14 protein-coding genes and 1 pseudogene are annotated in these 16,760 nt (G+C 62.5%); 10 read left to right on the top strand and 5 right to left on the bottom strand.

All coding sequences use genetic code 11. The features are described from left to right. Positions 1 to 221: 221 nt before the first annotated feature. Entirely contained in the window at positions 222 to 668 is a 447-nt protein-coding gene (gene azu / locus CF161_RS24980; RefSeq protein WP_020299412.1) for an azurin, read from the top strand. Positions 669 to 783: 115 nt separating this feature from the next. Here azu and nadE read toward each other — a convergent pair whose 3' ends face one another. The 3 genes from nadE to CF161_RS24965 all read right to left on the bottom strand — a co-directional run bounded on the left by nadE (position 784) and on the right by CF161_RS24965 (position 3,869). Then, positions 784 to 1,611, bottom strand: a complete 828-nt coding sequence (gene nadE, locus CF161_RS24975; protein ID WP_020299411.1) for an ammonia-dependent NAD(+) synthetase — start codon at positions 1,609 to 1,611, stop codon at positions 784 to 786. A gap of 3 nt (positions 1,612 to 1,614) precedes the next feature. Further along, positions 1,615 to 2,841 (bottom strand): nicotinate phosphoribosyltransferase, encoded by a 1,227-nt coding sequence (gene pncB / locus CF161_RS24970; RefSeq protein WP_020299410.1) that lies wholly within the window; start codon positions 2,839 to 2,841, stop codon positions 1,615 to 1,617. A gap of 125 nt (positions 2,842 to 2,966) precedes the next feature. Continuing rightward, on the bottom strand, positions 2,967 to 3,869 hold the full coding sequence (locus CF161_RS24965; protein WP_020299409.1) for a LysR family transcriptional regulator: 903 nt from the start codon (positions 3,867 to 3,869) through the stop codon (positions 2,967 to 2,969). 178 nt (positions 3,870 to 4,047) lie between these two features. Here CF161_RS24965 and CF161_RS24960 point away from each other — a divergent pair, with 178 nt between their 5' ends. The 9 genes from CF161_RS24960 to CF161_RS24920 all read left to right on the top strand — a co-directional run bounded on the left by CF161_RS24960 (position 4,048) and on the right by CF161_RS24920 (position 15,380). Continuing rightward, positions 4,048 to 5,538 carry an aldehyde dehydrogenase family protein gene (locus CF161_RS24960; protein ID WP_020299408.1) on the top strand — a complete coding sequence of 497 codons (1,491 nt, stop codon included), beginning with the start codon at positions 4,048 to 4,050 and terminating at the stop codon, positions 5,536 to 5,538. Between the two features lie 171 nt (positions 5,539 to 5,709). Continuing rightward, positions 5,710 to 6,993 carry an FAD-binding oxidoreductase gene (locus CF161_RS24955; RefSeq protein WP_020299407.1) on the top strand — a complete coding sequence of 428 codons (1,284 nt, stop codon included), beginning with the start codon at positions 5,710 to 5,712 and terminating at the stop codon, positions 6,991 to 6,993. 362 nt (positions 6,994 to 7,355) lie between these two features. Further along, positions 7,356 to 8,492, top strand: a complete 1,137-nt coding sequence (locus CF161_RS24950; RefSeq protein WP_020299406.1) for a branched-chain amino acid ABC transporter substrate-binding protein — start codon at positions 7,356 to 7,358, stop codon at positions 8,490 to 8,492. Positions 8,493 to 8,742: 250 nt separating this feature from the next. Further along, positions 8,743 to 9,657, top strand: a complete 915-nt coding sequence (locus tag CF161_RS24945; RefSeq protein ID WP_020299405.1) for a branched-chain amino acid ABC transporter permease — start codon at positions 8,743 to 8,745, stop codon at positions 9,655 to 9,657. Positions 9,658 to 9,659: 2 nt separating this feature from the next. After that, on the top strand, positions 9,660 to 10,955 hold the full coding sequence (gene livM, locus CF161_RS24940) for a high-affinity branched-chain amino acid ABC transporter permease LivM (protein WP_020299404.1): 1,296 nt from the start codon (positions 9,660 to 9,662) through the stop codon (positions 10,953 to 10,955). Further along, positions 10,952 to 11,827, top strand: coding sequence for an ABC transporter ATP-binding protein (locus CF161_RS24935; RefSeq protein WP_020299403.1), 876 nt, complete (start codon positions 10,952 to 10,954; stop codon positions 11,825 to 11,827). The genes livM and CF161_RS24935 overlap by 4 nt, the downstream gene beginning before the upstream one ends. After that, positions 11,824 to 12,540, top strand: a complete 717-nt coding sequence (locus tag CF161_RS24930) for an ABC transporter ATP-binding protein (RefSeq protein ID WP_020299402.1) — start codon at positions 11,824 to 11,826, stop codon at positions 12,538 to 12,540. Before CF161_RS24935 ends, CF161_RS24930 begins: the two co-directional genes overlap by 4 nt. An 899-nt stretch (positions 12,541 to 13,439) precedes the next feature. Then, the gene (locus CF161_RS24925) at positions 13,440 to 14,207 is read left to right on the top strand and encodes an SDR family oxidoreductase (RefSeq protein ID WP_020299401.1); all 768 of its coding nucleotides are present in this window, start codon (positions 13,440 to 13,442) and stop codon (positions 14,205 to 14,207) included. Between the two features lie 267 nt (positions 14,208 to 14,474). Continuing rightward, a complete protein-coding gene (locus tag CF161_RS24920) occupies positions 14,475 to 15,380 on the top strand; it encodes a cation diffusion facilitator family transporter (RefSeq protein WP_043230336.1) in 906 nt (301 codons plus the stop codon). Positions 15,381 to 15,428: 48 nt separating this feature from the next. Here CF161_RS24920 and CF161_RS24915 read toward each other — a convergent pair whose 3' ends face one another. Further along, positions 15,429 to 16,562 (bottom strand): AGE family epimerase/isomerase, encoded by a 1,134-nt coding sequence (locus CF161_RS24915; protein WP_020299399.1) that lies wholly within the window; start codon positions 16,560 to 16,562, stop codon positions 15,429 to 15,431. Positions 16,563 to 16,670: 108 nt separating this feature from the next. Further along, positions 16,671 to 16,760 (bottom strand): annotated as a pseudogene (locus tag CF161_RS32915) (protein hupE); the annotation flags it as partial.

The raw sequence follows: 16,760 nt of genomic DNA, 5'->3' as shown, positions 1-16,760 counted from the left end.
AACAGGCTATTGAGAGGCATGACGGTGCTCCGGCTGGGGGAATGGGCCGATCATAAAGGCCGAGCCGGCCCCGGACCGGTCAATTGTCTTAATCGGGGCTATAGGTCGAAAGTTGTATACAATTTCTTGATGCAAATCATAGGAACTTGCGAAGTTTTCAGGCAGTCTTCACCCCCATGGATTCAGATGGATTTTGTTAAACCCTGCCTTGGAGATTCACCATGTTTGCCAAACTTGTTGCGGTATCCCTGTTGACACTGGCTAGCAGCCAATTGATGGCCGCCGAATGCAAGGTCGATGTTGATTCCACCGACCAGATGTCCTTCAACACGAAGGAAATCACCATCGACAAGAGCTGCAAGACGTTCACCGTCAACCTGACCCACTCCGGCAGCTTGCCGAAGAACGTCATGGGCCATAACTGGGTCCTGAGCAAAACCGCCGACATGGCCGGTATCGCCACCGACGGCATGGCCGCCGGCATCGACAAGAGCTACCTGAAAGATGGCGACACCCGCGTTATCGCCCACACCAAAATCATCGGTGCTGGCGAAAAAGACTCGGTGACCTTCGACGTGTCGAAGCTGACTGCTGGCGAAAGCTACCAGTTCTTCTGCTCGTTCCCTGGCCACAACTCGATGATGAAAGGCGCTGTGGTCCTGAAGTGATCGGTTGACCCGGCAGCAACAAAAAAGCCGCTTTCCTGGTAAGGGAAAGCGGCTTTTTTTATGGGGAGCGCGCGCCCTCGCCATGGCTGTTACCGGGGCCAGGGGCCGCCGGGGCTCACGGCGCGAAGGGCATTTCGCGTTTGTGGTGGGTCTTGCGGTAGGTGTCGCAGATGATCTTGAACGCTTCTTCGCGCACCGGCTGGCCGTGCAGGAAGGCGTCGATCTCGGTGTAGGTGACGCCGTGGGAGGCCTCATCCGGTTTGCCCGGCGACAGGTCTTCAAGGTCGGCGGTGGGGACTTTTTCCACCAGGGACTCCGGCGCGCCGAAATGCCGGGCGATGGCCCGCACCTGGTTCTTCACCAGGCCGCTCAAGGGGGCCAGGTCGCAGGCACCGTCACCGAACTTGGTGAAGAACCCCATCACCGCCTCGGCCGCGTGGTCGGTGCCGATCACCAGGCCATGGGCGGCGCCGGCGATGGTGTACTGGGCCACCATGCGCATCCGCGCCTTGGTGTTGCCGAGAACGAAATCCACCGACACTGCGTGCTGCCCTTCAAAGGCCGCCACTTCATTGGCCAGCGCCTTGACCGCTGGGCCGATATTGACCGTGTGCCGCTCATCGGGGGCGATGAAGTCCACTGAGGCCTGGGCATCGTGCTCGTCGAACTGGGTTTCGTAGGGCAGGCGCACGGCGATGAAACGGTACTTGTCGTCGCCCGTGCGTGCCCGCAGTTCGCGCATGGCCCGTTGTGCCAAGAGGCCTGCGGTGAGGGAGTCGACACCGCCGCTGATGCCCAGCACCAGGGATTTGAGCCCCGAATTGAGCAGGCAGTCCTGGATAAAGGTCACGCGCCGGGCGACTTCCGCCTCCAGGGCGGCCTGGTCCTGGAACGGGGCCTGGACCTTGAGCTGCTGCGCAATCTCACGCTGTACGGCTTGCATGATTCACTCCTTGCTTGATGTGCCTGAAAGGGCGGCAGGTACTTGGAAAACGTGGCGCAGATAACCCACGAAGTTCGGATCCCGGCAATGGGTCTTGCCCGCTTCGTCGGAGATCTTGGCGACGGGCTGGCCATTGCAGGCGGCCATTTTAAGCACGATGCTCATCGGCTCGACACCGGGAATATCACAGGTCAGGTTGGTGCCGATGCCGAAGCTGACATTGATCCGACCACGCAGCGCCCGGAAAATCTCCAAGGAGCGGGGCAGGGTCAGGCTGTCGGAGAACACCAGGGTCTTGCTCATCGGCTCGATGCCCAGCTTGTGGTAATGGGCGATGGCTTTTTCGGCCCACAGGATCGGGTCGCCGGAATCGTGGCGCAAACCGTCGAAGAGCTTGGCGAAGTACAGGTCGAAGTCGCCGAGAAAGGCGTCGGTGGTGATGCAGTCGGTCAGGGCGATGCCCAGCAGGCCGCGGTACTCGCGGACCCAGCAGTCCAGGGCGGCGATCTGGCTGTCGATCAGCCGTGGGCCCAGTTGCTGGTGGGCCATGATCCATTCGTGGGCCATGGTGCCCAGGGGTTTCATGTCCAGCACCCGCGACAGGTGCACGTTGCTGGTGCCGACGAAGCGCCCGGGGAAGTCGTGCTTGAGCACGTTCACCACTTCTTCCTGCACGCGGTAGGAGAAGCGTCGGCGGGTGCCGAAGTCGGCGACCTGCAGCTCCGAAAGCTCTTCGCTGCTGGCGTTGGCGCTGAGCCAGTCGAACTTGCGGTACAGCTGCTCGCGCGCCTGCTCCAACACCACTTCGCGGTAGCGATAGCGGTTACGCACTTCGCTGACGATGGCCAGCATCGGCACTTCAAACAGGATCACGTGCAGCCAGGGCCCGCGCAGGCGGATAAACAGCTCGCCGTCCTCGATGCCGGTGTAGACGTAGCGCAGGTTGAAGCGGAACAGGCCGAGAAAACGCAGGAAGTCGGGCTTGAGGAAGCTGATGCGTTCCAGGGAACTCAGTTGGTCGGCGCTCAGGCTGAGTTCGGCCAGGCGTTCGAACTGGTAGCGGATTTCTGCCAGGTACGGCCGCAGGTCCTCGCTGTTACGGCAACGGAACTCCCATTCGACTTCCACGTTGGGGTAGTTGTGCAGCACCGCCTGCATCATGGTCAATTTGTAGAAGTCGGTGTCGAGCAGGTTCTGCACGATGCGATCGGCAAACACACTCTCGCTCATAACGGGAATCTCCAGGCGGGCCGCGTAGAAATGCGCGGCTTTGCAGCTTTATTCAATGAGGGCGGTAGTGGCGCATATCCGCAGTCTGTTTTGCCAGCGTTTTTTTAGCGGGCGCGGCCGAGTCGCTAGGGGGCCGGGCTGTCGACCTGCTCCAGCATCCAGCGCACAAAGTCGCGGACCTTGGGCACTTCGGCGGAATGCTCGGGGTAGGCGATGAAATACGCATCGTGGCTGGGCATCGCGTACTGCCAGGCGATCACCAGCTTGCCGTCGTTCAACTCTTCCTCCACCAGAAAGCGCGGCAGCAGGGCCACGCCGCAACCGACCTGGGCGGCGCGGATGCACATGTAGAAGGTTTCGAAGCGCGGGCCGTGATAGCTGTGTTCGGTGTGGTAACCCTGGCTGTCGAACCAGTCGTGCCAGGCCTGGGGCCGGGAGGCATTCTGCAGCAGCACCAGATCGGCCAACTGCGTCGGGTCGGTGAACGGCTGGTCCGGCAGGCTGCCTGGGGCGCAGACCGCCACCAGCTCTTCGCTGAACAGCTTCAGGCACTCGGTGCCGGGGCGCGAACCCTGGCCGAAGTAGAACGCCAGGTCGCTGCGGCCTTGCAGCAAATCGTCGGCCTCCTGCTCGTTGCACAGGTCCAGATGGATATGCGGATGACGCAGGCGCCAGCCCTTGAGGCGCGGCACCAGCCAGCGCGCGCCGAAGGTCGAGGGCGTGGACACCCGCAGCACTTCGGTTTCACCGCCGTAGGAGCGCAGGTAGTGGGTCGACATCTCGACCTGGGTCAGGATCTTGCGCACTTCCACCAGGTACAGATCGCCGGCCGGGGTCATCTGCAAGCGTCGGCGCACGCGGCGGAACAACAGGTGTTGCAGCAGCTCTTCGAGTTGCGCCACCTGCTTGCTGACCGCGCTTTGGGTCAGGTTCAGCTCTTCGGCGGCACGGGTGAAGCTCAGGTGGCGGGTGACCGCCTCGAAGCACTGCAAGGCGGTGATCGAGGGCAGGTGGCGTTTGTTCAGCATGGCGCAAGGTCCCTGGTTCTTGTCTCAGCGCTGCTTGGCCGACGCAGCATGAATAAACGGAATGATATCTCGCCTAATCGTCGTTTGTTGGCAAGTCTCAGGCCAGCTACAACTACAGGCCTCAATAGCTGGTTTATCGGCTACGACTTTTTGTTTTTTCATCTGTAAGGAGTGACCCATGGTTGCCGCATTGCTTGATCGTCTCGGTGTGAACCCGGCCCTGTATCAGTCGGGCAGCCAACCCGTGCACTCGCCGATCGACGGCAGCCGCATCGCCGCCGTGAACTGGGAAGGCGCGGCCGAAGTCGAGCAGCAGGTCAGTCGCGCAGAGCATGCATTCGAACTCTGGCGCAAAGTACCGGCGCCCCGTCGTGGCGAGCTGGTCCGCCAGTTCGGCGAAGTGTTGCGCGAGTACAAGGCCGACCTTGGCGAGCTGGTGTCCTGGGAAGCGGGCAAGATCACCCAGGAAGGCCTGGGTGAAGTGCAGGAGATGATCGACATCTGCGATTTCGCCGTCGGCCTGTCGCGCCAGCTCTACGGTTTGACCATCGCCTCCGAACGTCCTGGCCACCACATGCGTGAAACCTGGCACCCACTGGGCGTGGTCGGGGTGATCAGCGCGTTCAACTTCCCGGTGGCGGTCTGGGCGTGGAACACCACCCTGGCGCTGGTCTGCGGCAACCCGGTGATCTGGAAACCGTCGGAGAAAACCCCGCTGACCGCCCTGGCGTGCCAGGCGTTGTTCGAGCGCGTGCTGAAAAACTTCAGCGACGCTCCGCCCTTCCTCAGCCAGGTGATCATCGGCGGGCGTGAAGCCGGTGCCGCGCTGGTGGACGACCCACGTGTGGCCCTGATCAGCGCCACCGGCAGCACCCGCATGGGCCGTGAAGTGGCGCCCAAAGTCGCCGCGCGCTTTGCCCGCAGCATCCTCGAGCTGGGCGGCAACAACGCGATGATCCTCGGCCCAAGCGCCGACCTGGACATGGCGGTGCGCGCCATTCTGTTCAGTGCCGTCGGCACCGCCGGCCAGCGTTGCACGTCCCTGCGCCGACTGATCGCCCATGAGTCGGTCAAGGAAGAAATCGTCACCCGGCTCAAGGCCGCCTACTCCAAGGTGCGGATCGGTCATCCGCTGGAAGGCAACCTGGTCGGCCCGCTGATCGACAAGCACAGCTTCGACAATATGCAGGACGCCCTGGAACAGGCCTTGAGCGAAGGCGGCCGGGTGTTTGGCGGCAAGCGGCAGTTGCAAGAGCAGTTCCCGAATGCCTACTACGTGTCGCCGGCCATCGTCGAGATGCCTGAGCAGAGCGATGTGGTGCGCGATGAAACCTTTGCCCCGATCCTCTACGTGGTCGGCTACACCGACTTTGCCGAAGCGCTGCGCCTGAACAACGCCGTGCCCCAGGGCCTGTCGTCGTGCATCTTCACCACCGATGTGCGCGAAGCCGAGCAGTTCATGTCGGCGGTGGGCAGCGACTGCGGCATCGCCAACGTCAACATCGGCCCGAGCGGCGCGGAAATCGGCGGCGCCTTCGGTGGCGAGAAAGAAACCGGTGGCGGGCGCGAGTCCGGTTCCGATGCATGGCGCGGTTACATGCGCCGCCAGACCAATACCGTCAACTACTCCCTGGAACTGCCACTGGCCCAGGGCATTACCTTCGATTGAATGATGGCGGCAAACCTGTAACCGCCGCCGAGCTTGGCGAGGCTGCGCGGGCCGGCCTGGACGCTGGAGTGCATCCGGGAACGGGGCGTTGGTTTTAGGGCCAGCGCAGCCTGCGGCAGCGGTTACAGCGGCGAATGCAAACCTGTCTGTGGTTGATTTCGGAGTCTGGCAATGGCGTTACGCGAAGAGTGTCTATGGGAAAAACTGACGCCGCAAAGGCCTGACAACGCCGCGCTCAACGGCGAGGTCGCGGTGGATGTCTGCGTGATTGGCGCAGGTTTCACCGGTTTGTCGGCGGCGGTGCATTTGCTGGAGCAGGGCAAGCGGGTCTGCGTGCTGGAGGCTCACCGCGCGGGGCATGGCGGCTCGGGGCGCAACGTCGGCCTGGTCAACGCCGGGATGTGGATCGCGCCCGACGATATCGAGGCCGGCTTCGGCGAGCAGGTCGGCAGCCAGCTCAACCGCATGCTGGGCGCGGCGCCGTCCCTGGTGTTCAGCCTGGTGGACAAATACCGCATTGATTGCCAGTTGCGCCGTGAAGGCACCTTGCACATGGCCCATAACGCCCGGGGCGAGGCCGACCTGCGCAGCCGCGAACAACAATGGAAACGCCGTGGCGCGCCGGTGGAGTTGCTGACCGGTGCCGCATGCGAAGCCGCCACCGGCACCCAGAAGATTGCCGCCGCGCTGCTGGATCGACGCGCCGGCACCCTCAACCCCATGGCCTATACCTCGGGCCTGGCCAAGGCGGCGGTGGACCTGGGCGGCCTGTTGTTCGACCACTCGCCGGTTACCCGCCTGGAACGCCAGGGCCAGCGCTGGTCGGTGCAAACGGCCCAGGGCTCGGTGCTGGCCGAGCAGGTGGTGATTGCCTCCAATGCCTACACCGAAGGTGACTGGACCGAGCTGCGGCGCAATTTCTTCCCCGGTTACTACTACCAGGTCGCCTCCCGGCCCCTGACGGAAGACGCCGCGCAACAGATCCTGCCCGGTGGCCAGGGCTCCTGGGACACGCGCCAGGTACTGAGCAGCATCCGCCGCGATGCCGAAGGCCGCCTGCTGCTCGGCAGCCTGGGCAACGGCAACCAGAAACCTGCCTGGTTCCTCAAGGCCTGGGCCGATCGGGTGCAGCAGCATTACTTCCCGTATCTCAAGCCGGTGGAGTGGGAGTGCACCTGGACCGGCTGCATTGCCTTCACCCCCGACCACCTGATGCGTCTGTTCGAACCTGCGCCCGGTTTAGTGGCAGTCACCGGGTACAACGGGCGTGGCGTCACCACCGGGACCGTGGTCGGCAAGGCCTTTGCCGATTACCTGTGTAATGGAAATCCTCAAGCCCTGCCGATTCCCTTCGCGCCCATGCAACCGCTGGCCGGGGTGGGCCTGCGCAGTTGCCTGTACGAGGCTGGGTTCTCTCTGTATCACGCGGGCCAGTGCCTGCGGATCGTCATCTGATCGACGAAATTCAACCCCTGGGGCGGCGCTTTTCGGCGCAGCGACTAGCCTGTAATGGTGCGGCTCGTAGCAGTGCCGCACCAGCAGTGTGCACTTCGGTGACGCAGGCTGTTACAGGCTGGTTGCACGTTGATTTGCGCCGTGGTTGCAATGATGGCGCGTGCGGGTTGCGCCTTTCATTTTTTACGGTTTCACCTTCCGCGGTTTAGACGGTTGCACGCCCAATAAAAAAGGGCTCGAAACAGTCGAAATAACACCATCAGAACGACTTTTTTCAGAATAAAAAACCAATGGCACGGCCCTTGCTCTGAGCATTCAGTGAAGTCGCATTGCCAACTAAAAAAACCTTGGAGCACCACCCCATGTCCCAGACGTTTTACAAGAAAGGCTTTCTGGCCCTCGCAGTGGCAGCTGCGCTGGGTGTTTCTGCGTTTGCTCAGGCCGACCTGAAGATCGGCGTAGCGGGTCCCATGACTGGCGCCAACGCGGCATTTGGCGAGCAGTACATGAAGGGTGCACAGGCAGCGGCTGACGAAATCAATGCCAAGGGCGGGGTCAACGGCGAGAAGATCGTCCTGGTCAAGGGCGATGACGCTTGCGAACCCAAGCAAGCGGTGGCCGTGGCCAACCGCCTGGTGGATCAGGACAAGGTCGCAGGCGTGGTCGGGCACTTCTGCTCGTCCTCGACCATTCCGGCGTCCGAGGTGTACAGCGATGCGGGCGTGATCGCCATTACCCCGGGCTCGACCAACCCGCAGGTTACCGAGCGCGGCCTGAGCGCCATGTTCCGCATGTGCGGGCGTGACGACCAGCAGGGCATCGTCGCCGGCGACTACATCGTCGATGTGCTCAAGGGCAAGAAGGTCGCGGTGCTGCACGACAAGGACACCTACGGCCAGGGCCTGGCGGATGCCACCAAGGCCCAGCTGACCAAGCGCGGCGTGACCCCGGTGCTGTACGAAGGCCTGACCCGTGGCGAGAAAGACTTCAGCGCCGTGGTGACCAAGATCCGCTCCGTGGGGGCCGACGTCGTGTACTTCGGCGGCCTGCATCCGGAAGCCGGTCCACTGGTGCGCCAACTGCGCGAGCAGGGCCTCAAGGACGTGAAATTCATGTCCGATGACGGCATCGTCACCGACGAACTGGTCACCACCGCTGGCGGCCCGCAGTACGTCGACGGCGTGTACATGACCTTCGGTGCCGACCCGCGCCTGCTGCCAGACAGCAAGACCGTGGTCGACGCTTTCCGCAAGGCCGGCACCGAGCCTGAAGGCTACACCCTGTACGCTTACGCCTCGGTCCAGGCCCTGGCTGCCGGCTTCGGCGGCGCCAAGTCGAACAAGGGTGAAGACGCGGCCAAATGGCTGAAAGCCAACCCGGTGAAAACCGTGATGGGCGAGAAGACCTGGGACGCCAAAGGCGACCTGAAGATCTCCGACTACGTGGTCTACCAGTGGGACAAGGACGGCAAATACCACCAGCTCGAAAAACAGAAGTGACATGAGCGTCTGAGAGCCGGTTTACGGTCCGGCGAGCCAGGTTCAGGCACTTTCAAGGTCGCCTGAGCCTGGCGCAACTGACCGTAGGCCGGTTCCGAGCCGTCCGCCACCGCCCCCCGGTGTCGGCCGGTTGCCCGTGCAGTACTTGTCTTTTCTCGTAGAGCTGCACAATGGCCGTGTTGCGCCGGTGGCTGAACCCCAGTCCGTCGTCTCCGCTGTGTGCAGTCTCTCAAATGCGTGAGATTGCGTTATGGATGGTATTTTCCTGCAGCAACTGATCAATGGACTGACCCTCGGGTCTGTCTATGGTCTGATCGCCATAGGCTACACAATGGTCTACGGCATCATTGGCATGATCAACTTCGCCCATGGCGAGGTTTACATGATTTCCGCTTACCTCGCGGCAATCAGTCTGGCTCTGCTGGCCTACTTCGGCATCGAATCCTTCCCGCTACTCATTCTCGGCACCCTGGTCTTTACCGTCGTCGTGACGGGGGTCTACGGCTGGGTCATCGAGCGCGTCGCCTACAAACCTCTGCGTAACTCCACCCGCCTGGCGCCGCTGATCAGCGCCATCGGTATCTCGCTGATCCTGCAGAACTACGCGCAGATCAGCCAGGGCGCCAAGCAACAGGGTGTGCCAACGCTGTTGGCCGGTGCCTGGAAGGTCGATATCGGCAGCGGTTTCGTCCAGCTCACCTACACCAAGATCTTCATCCTGGTCGCGGCATTCGCCGGCATGGCGTTGCTGACCTACATCATCAAGTACACCAAGCTTGGCCGCATGTGCCGCGCTACCCAGCAAGACCGCAAGATGGCCTCGATCCTCGGGATCAACACCGACCGCGTGATCTCCTACGTGTTCGTCATCGGCGCCGCCATGGCTGCGCTGGCGGGCGTGCTGATCACCATGAACTACGGCACGTTCGACTTCTATGCCGGCTTTGTCATCGGGATCAAGGCGTTTACCGCCGCGGTTCTCGGCGGCATCGGCTCGCTGCCGGGCGCGATGCTGGGCGGGATCATCCTCGGGATCTCCGAGTCGCTGTTCTCCGGGTTGATCAACTCCGACTACAAAGATGTGTTCAGTTTCTCGCTGCTGGTGCTGATTCTGATCTTCCGTCCCCAAGGCCTGCTGGGTCGCCCACTCGTGGCGAAGGTATAAGTATGTCTGCTGCCAATAAACCGATTGATATCAAAAAGAGTGTTATCGACGCCGTGCTGGCCGGGCTGATCTCGCTGATCGTGTTCGGGCCGATTGTCGGCGTGGTCCTGGATGGCTACAGCTTCAACCTGCAGCCGGCGCGTGTCGGCTGGCTGGTGGCGATCGTGATGATCGGCCGCCTGGCCATGAGCCTGTTCCTGCAGACCCCCAAGGGCCTGAAGATTCTCCAGGGCTTCGAGACCACCGGCTCCGGCGTGCATGTGCGCCCGCCAGACTACAAGTCGCGGCTGCGCTGGATCATCCCGGTGCTGATCGTGATTGCCATCGTGTTCCCGATCTTCGCCAACAAGTACCTGCTGACCGTGGTGATCCTCGGCCTGATCTACGTGTTGCTGGGCCTGGGCCTGAACATTGTGGTCGGCCTGGCCGGCCTGCTCGACCTGGGTTACGTGGCCTTCTATGCCATCGGCGCCTACGGCCTGGCATTGGGTTACCAGTACCTGGGCCTGGGTTTCTGGACGGTGCTGCCGCTGGCGGCGATTGCGGCGGCGCTGGCCGGTTGCATACTCGGCTTCCCGGTCTTGCGAATGCACGGTGACTACCTGGCCATCGTGACCCTGGGTTTTGGCGAGATCATCCGCCTGGTGCTCAACAACTGGCTGTCCTTCACCGGCGGGCCCAACGGCATGCCGGTGCCATCGCCGACCTTTTTCGGCCTGGAGTTCGGCCGCAAGGCCAAGGATGGCGGTGTGCCGTTCCATGAGTTTTTCGGCATGGACTACAACCCCAACCTGAAATTCCTGTTTATCTACATCGTGCTGTTCCTGGTGGTGCTGCTGGTGCTCTACGTCAAGCATCGCCTGACCCGCATGCCGGTCGGCCGGGCCTGGGAAGCCTTGCGCGAAGACGAGATCGCCTGCCGGGCCATGGGCCTGAACCACGTGCTGGTCAAGCTCTCGGCGTTCACCATCGGCGCCTCGACTGCGGGCCTGGCCGGGGTGTTCTTCGCCAGCTACCAGGGCTTCGTCAACCCGTCGTCCTTCACCTTTTTCGAGTCGGCGCTGATCCTGGCTATCGTGGTGCTGGGCGGCATGGGTTCGACGGTGGGCGTGGTGATTGCCGCGTTCGTGCTCACCGTGGCCCCGGAACTGCTGCGCAGCTTCTCCGAGTACCGGGTGCTGCTGTTCGGGGTGCTGATGGTGTTGATGATGATCTGGCGCCCCCGTGGCCTGATTCGCATCAGCCGTACCGGTGTGACCCCGCGTAAAGGTGTCCTGACCCAGAGGAGCGCATCATGAGCGATGAAGTGATTCTCTCGGTAGAGAACCTGATGATGCACTTCGGCGGGATCAAGGCCCTGAGCGACGTCAGCCTCAAGGTGCGCCGCAACTCGATCTTCGCCCTGATCGGCCCCAACGGTGCCGGCAAGACCACGGTGTTCAACTGCCTGACCGGGTTCTACAAGGCCTCCGGCGGGCGTATCGAACTCAATACCCGGGGCCAGAGCACCAACGTCATCAAGCTGCTCGGCGAGCCTTTTCGCGCCACTGACTTTGTGTCGCCCAAGAGCTTTGCCAGCCGCCTGTACTACAAGATGTTCGGCGGCACCCACCTGGTGAACCGGGCGGGCCTGGCGCGGACCTTCCAGAACATTCGCCTGTTCAAGGAAATGTCGGTGCTGGAGAACCTGCTGGTGGCCCAGCACATGTGGGTCAACCGCAATATGCTGGCCGGCATTCTCAACACCAGGGGCTACCAGAAGGCCGAGAGCGACGCGCTGGACCACGCCTTCTACTGGCTGGAAGTGGTGGACCTGGTGGACTGCGCCAACCGCCTGGCCGGCGAGTTGTCGTACGGTCAGCAGCGGCGCCTGGAAATCGCCCGGGCCATGTGCACCCGTCCGCAGATCATCTGCCTCGACGAACCGGCCGCCGGCCTCAACCCTCAGGAAACCGAAGCGCTGAGCGCGATGATCCGTCTGCTGCGTGACGAGCACGATCTGACCGTGGTGCTGATTGAACACGACATGGGCATGGTGATGAGTATTTCCGACCACATCGTGGTGCTCGACCACGGCAACGTGATCGCCGAAGGCGGGCCGGAGGCGATCCGCAACGATCCGAAAGTGATCGCCGCCTACCTGGGTGCCGACGAAGAGGAGCTGGTATGACTCAACCTATCCTCGAACTCAAGGACTTGGACGTTTACTACGGCCCGATCCAGGCCCTGAAGAAGGTCTCGCTGCACATCAATGAAGGCGAGACCGTGAGCCTGATCGGCTCCAACGGTGCCGGCAAGTCGACGTTGCTGATGTCGATTTTCGGCCAGCCCCGGGCCGAGTCCGGGCAGATCCTCTACCGTGGCGTGGACATCACCCACAAGTCGTCGCACTACATCGCCTCCAACGGCATCGCTCAGTCGCCGGAAGGGCGACGGGTGTTCCCGGACATGACGGTGGAAGAAAACCTGCTGATGGGCACCATCCCCATCGGCGACAAGCACGCCACCGAAGACATGCAGCGCATGTTCGACCTGTTCCCCCGGCTCAAGGAGCGGCGGACTCAGCGGGCCATGACCATGTCGGGTGGTGAACAGCAGATGCTGGCCATTGCCCGGGCGCTGATGAGCCGGCCCAAGCTGCTGTTGCTGGATGAGCCGAGCCTGGGCCTGGCGCCGATTGTGGTGAAGCAGATCTTCGCCACCCTGCGTGAGCTGGCGGGCAGCGGCATGACCATCTTTCTGGTGGAGCAGAACGCCAACCATGCGCTGAAGTTGTCGGACCGGGCCTATGTGATGGTCAACGGCGAGATCCGCCTGAGCGGCACCGGGCAGGAACTGCTGGTCAATGAGGAGGTGCGCAACGCTTATCTGGGCGGCCACTGACGCCCCGCACTGTGGATAAAACCCGCCCCGATGTGCCTTGGCCATCGGGGCGTTTTTTTGTCCACAGGCGTCTGAAAAAGCTGAAACGAAGTGCGTTTTATCGGATGTCCACAGCGGGTACTGGAAATTGTGGAAAACATTATTCCCAAGCTATCAAAGCGCGGCATAAAGCCGCTGCAATTAGTTGTTTTGTCACGGTTTTGACTTGTCCCCGTTTGCTGTGGAACTGGCTGTGGGTAACGTGGGAGTAGCTGGCTGGAGGCCTTGATTGGCGTGGCCTGCAAGGGGGTGGTTGTTTTTTGATCAGGGCTTTTTGGTGAAGCGGGCGGCGCGATTGTCAACCCCTTTATTGTCGCAGCCAGGCGCTGTTGAATGCCCTGTTCAGCCTGTGGATAAGTCTGTGACTAAACTCTGGAAAGACTCGGCTAAGCGCCGTCGTTACTGGCTTCAAGCCATCTCCTCAAACCGCTGTTTCGCGGTCAAACCGCTAGGGGCTGCATGATGGCCATGGGCGGGTCAAGCAAAAAACTTGCAAAGCCGGGCTGTAAGCCCTGTGGACAGCGGCTTTCAGACTTTTGCACTTGCCCCCAAAGACTGTGGACCGGCCTGTGGATAAGATGCGCGCAGATGGCTGCAGGCCAAGTAAATCAACGCCTTGCGCCAGCTGATCGTTTTTTGTACAGCGATCCACCCGTTATCGCGAGTTCTGTAGCCGCTGCCCAGCCCGCGAGGCTGCGCTGGCCGGGATGGGCGCCGTGGTGGGTCAGGGGGTTATGCGGCGGTATTGCGGGCCAGCGCCTACGGGTGCAACGTCCGGTTGCCGCTCGGAGCGAGGCCGGGCATGCTGCGAAGCGATTTTCCATTTCAATGGCTGCGCGCCACCCAGCAAGGAGAACACCATGACTTCCACCCTGTTTATCACCGGGGCTACTTCCGGTTTTGGCGAAGCCTGTGCCCGGCGTTTCGCCGAGGCCGGCTGGTCGCTGGTGCTCACCGGTCGTCGTGAAGAGCGGCTGAATGCATTGTGCGCCGAGCTTTCCAAGCAGACGCAGGTGCATGGCCTGGTGCTCGACGTGCGTGACCGCAAGGCGATGGAGGAGGCGATCGCCAACCTGCCGCCGTCCTTCAGCACGCTGCGCGGCCTGATCAACAACGCCGGCCTGGCCCTGGGCGTCGACCCGGCACCCAAGTGCGACCTGGATGACTGGGACACCATGGTCGACACCAACATCAAGGGCCTGATGTACAGCACCCGCCTGTTGCTGCCCCGGCTGATCGCCCACGGGCGCGGCGCCGGGATCATCAACCTGGGGTCCATCGCCGGCAACTACCCGTACCCGGGCAGCCATGTCTATGGCGCGAGCAAGGCCTTCGTCAAACAGTTCTCCCTGAACCTGCGCTGCGACCTGCAGGGCACCGGCGTACGGGTGACCAATATCGAGCCGGGCCTGTGCGAGAGCGAGTTCTCCCTGGTGCGCTTCGCCGGTGACCAGGCGCGCTACGACGCGACCTACGCCGGTGCCGAGCCGATTCAGCCGCAGGACATCGCCGACACGATTTTCTGGGTGCTCAACACCCCGGCCCACATCAACATCAACAGCCTGGAGCTGATGCCGGTCAGCCAGACCTGGGCCGGCTTCTCGATTGAGCGCAACGCCAAGCCCTGAGGCTTGTGCGTGGTGGGGTGCGCAGCCAGGCGGCACGGACTCCCTGTAGCCGCCGCAGGCTCGGGCCGCGTTCGGACGCAGGCCATGGGCAGCACCCCACCCATCGGCCGGCGCCCAAGACGCCTGCCAGCTACAGTTGTTATGCCTGGAAGCACATAAGCTGATTCGTTTCAGCTTGAGGTCAGCCTCGCCAAGGTAGAATCCCCGCCAGACACTTCGCTACCGCCTCCTTCGAGGCGGTGGGTGTGAAGTTCGATAGGAGGAGTTGTGAGTAACCGAGGTGAGCAGGTTCTGCTCAAGCAATCGACCGTACTGATGTTCGCCGTGGCGATCGCCGGTATCGTCACGGGTTTTGTTTCTGGTGCCCAATCCATCCTGTTCGATGGCTTTTTTTCCCTGATCGCGACCTTTATCAAAGTCCTGATGCTGATCACCGCCAAGCTGATCGCCAAGGAAAGCAACCAGCGTTTCCAGTTCGGTTTCTGGCACCTGGAACCCATGGTGCTGTTGATCGAAGGCAGCTTCCTGCTGTTGATCGCGATCTATGCCTTTCTCAACGGTGTGTTCGGCATCATCAATGGCGGGCGTGAGATCGAACTGGGGCTGGTGATCATCTACGCCGCGGTGTTCACCGTGGTCGAGTTCGCTTATTTCTTCTACATCCGCCATCGCAACCGCAGGCTCAAGTCCACCCTGATCCAGTTCGACAACATCAGTTGGCTGGTGGACGCCATGCTGTCCGTCGGTCTGCTGGTGAGCTTTCTTGCCGCCTTGCTGCTCAAGAGCCAGGGCTACCACGACTGGGCGATGTACGTTGACCCGCTGATCCTGATCCTGCTGGCGCTGAGCATGCTGCCCGCGGCGTTCAAGATCCTGCGTCCGGCGCTGCGGGACGTGCTGGGCATTGCCCCGGATCAGTTGGACGACAAGGTGCGTAACGTGATGGACGCGGCCAAGGTCGAACACGGTTTCGCCGACTATGTGTCTTACGTGCAGAAACACGGCCGGGCGCGCTTTATCGAGATCCATATCGTGCTGCCGGACGGCTATCCGCTGCACAGCGTGGCGACCCTGGATCAGTTGCGCGAAGAGATCTCCAGCCAGCTCGGCCAGGCGGACACGGCGCGTTGGCTGACCATCAGCTTCACCGGGGATCGCAAGTGGATTGCCTGACCTGAAACGTGGGGGCCGGTCGGAGTCTGTAGGACCCCGGTAGCTCAGTCAGGCAAAGTATTCACTCAGGCCGCTGTAGCAGGTGGCCAGGTGATAGGGCGTGGTCGACGGCATGTCCTGCCGGCTGACCTTGCCGGCGGCGTCCAGGCATTCGTTCCAGCCGGCGGGGTGCAGGAAGTGCTGCTGCAACGCCAGCAATTGGCGACGCAGCGATGCCTGGCTGGCTGGGCGCAAGGTCAGGGCGCGCAGGTATTCGGCCTGGGCCCAGATGCGCTGGGTGGCATCCCTTGGCTGCGCTGTGGCTTGCAGGTCGAGCATGGCCGCCACCGCGCCGGTCTGCGGGTCGACTCCGCAGTCTTCGGTGAAGGCGAAAGCCCGATCCAGTGAGCCGTGCAGCGCCGTTCCTCGCAGCAGGGGCGAAGATTCCAGGAGGAAAAACCACTCGAACTGATGCCCCGGTTCAAACCAGTTATCCACAGCCCCCAGGGGTTTCTCCAGCATCACCCCGGTGTGCGGGTCGATGAAGCGCCGCTGCATGGCCTCGCACAACGCGCTAAGAGCGCCTTGCACGGGACTGTCTTCGCGCACCGCAAGGGTCGCCAGGAAGGCTTCGGCCAGGTGCATCAGCGGATTCTGCAGCGGCCCGGAGCCCAGGGACGACCAGTCCTGGTCAAGGCTGGCCTGGTACAGGCCGTCGCCGCTGGCGAAACGTTCGGCCACCACGCTCAGCGCCGCATTGAGTACCGATTCCACCAAAGGCTCGCGAACCTTGGCCCAGTAATGGGCGCAGGCGAAAATGATGAACGCGTGGGTGTAGAGGTCCTTGCGCTTGTCCAGCGGCGCGCCCTGGGCGTCGATGCTGTAGAACCAGCCGCCGTGTTCGGCATCGTGAAAGTGCTGCTGCAGGGAACGGAACAGCGCGGCTGCGCGTTGTTCGGCCGCGGGCACCTGGCCGATCAGGCTGGAGAACAAATACAGCTGCCGGGCACAGGCCATGGCGCGATAACGCTGCACCGGCAATGGCTGATGCCTGGCGTCCAGGGCCTCGAAAGGCAGCGCCAGCGCCGGGTTCCAGCCAGGGCCTTGCCACAGAGGCACGATGACCCCCTGGAAGTGCTGCTGCACGGTCGCGAACAGAGCGGTCAAATCAGGCTGGGAGGCGGAGCTGGAAACATCGGGCATTGGCTGGCGTCGTCACGGCAGGGTTGAGTGCGCGACATGGTAGCAGGGCGAACGGGGCAGGCGCTCGCGAAAGCGCCGGCCCGTAAGTGCGCTCGTCGCTGTTCGGCCTCAGCCGGCCAGCAACCACACACCGGTGGCCGCCGATGCCGCGCCGGCGACCCGTACCAGCGGCGCCGCTGCCTGGGGCAGGACCCGTAC

Origin of the sequence: Pseudomonas sp. CF161 (assembly GCF_000416215.1) — a bacterium.
Taxonomy (GTDB): Bacteria; Pseudomonadota; Gammaproteobacteria; order Pseudomonadales; family Pseudomonadaceae; genus Aquipseudomonas.
Note: the sequence above shows the minus strand (reverse complement) of the source record. Positions and strands in the feature narration are given on the sequence as shown.

Excerpts from the sequence above, each read along its gene's own strand:
- CF161_RS24930 (WP_020299402.1), top strand. The coding sequence starts at position 11,824 with ATGACTCAACCTATCCTCGAACTCAAGGACTTGGACGTTTACTACGGC.
- CF161_RS24960 (WP_020299408.1), top strand. The coding sequence starts at position 4,048 with ATGGTTGCCGCATTGCTTGATCGTCTCGGTGTGAACCCGGCCCTGTAT.
- CF161_RS24950 (WP_020299406.1), top strand. The coding sequence starts at position 7,356 with ATGTCCCAGACGTTTTACAAGAAAGGCTTTCTGGCCCTCGCAGTGGCA.
- pncB (WP_020299410.1), bottom strand. The coding sequence starts at position 2,841 with ATGAGCGAGAGTGTGTTTGCCGATCGCATCGTGCAGAACCTGCTCGAC.
- CF161_RS24945 (WP_020299405.1), top strand. The coding sequence starts at position 8,743 with ATGGATGGTATTTTCCTGCAGCAACTGATCAATGGACTGACCCTCGGG.
- azu (WP_020299412.1), top strand. The coding sequence starts at position 222 with ATGTTTGCCAAACTTGTTGCGGTATCCCTGTTGACACTGGCTAGCAGC.
- CF161_RS24925 (WP_020299401.1), top strand. The coding sequence starts at position 13,440 with ATGACTTCCACCCTGTTTATCACCGGGGCTACTTCCGGTTTTGGCGAA.
- livM (WP_020299404.1), top strand. The coding sequence starts at position 9,660 with ATGTCTGCTGCCAATAAACCGATTGATATCAAAAAGAGTGTTATCGAC.
- nadE (WP_020299411.1), bottom strand. The coding sequence starts at position 1,611 with ATGCAAGCCGTACAGCGTGAGATTGCGCAGCAGCTCAAGGTCCAGGCC.
- CF161_RS24935 (WP_020299403.1), top strand. The coding sequence starts at position 10,952 with ATGAGCGATGAAGTGATTCTCTCGGTAGAGAACCTGATGATGCACTTC.
- CF161_RS24915 (WP_020299399.1), bottom strand. The coding sequence starts at position 16,562 with ATGCCCGATGTTTCCAGCTCCGCCTCCCAGCCTGATTTGACCGCTCTG.
- CF161_RS24965 (WP_020299409.1), bottom strand. The coding sequence starts at position 3,869 with ATGCTGAACAAACGCCACCTGCCCTCGATCACCGCCTTGCAGTGCTTC.
- CF161_RS24955 (WP_020299407.1), top strand. The coding sequence starts at position 5,710 with ATGGCGTTACGCGAAGAGTGTCTATGGGAAAAACTGACGCCGCAAAGG.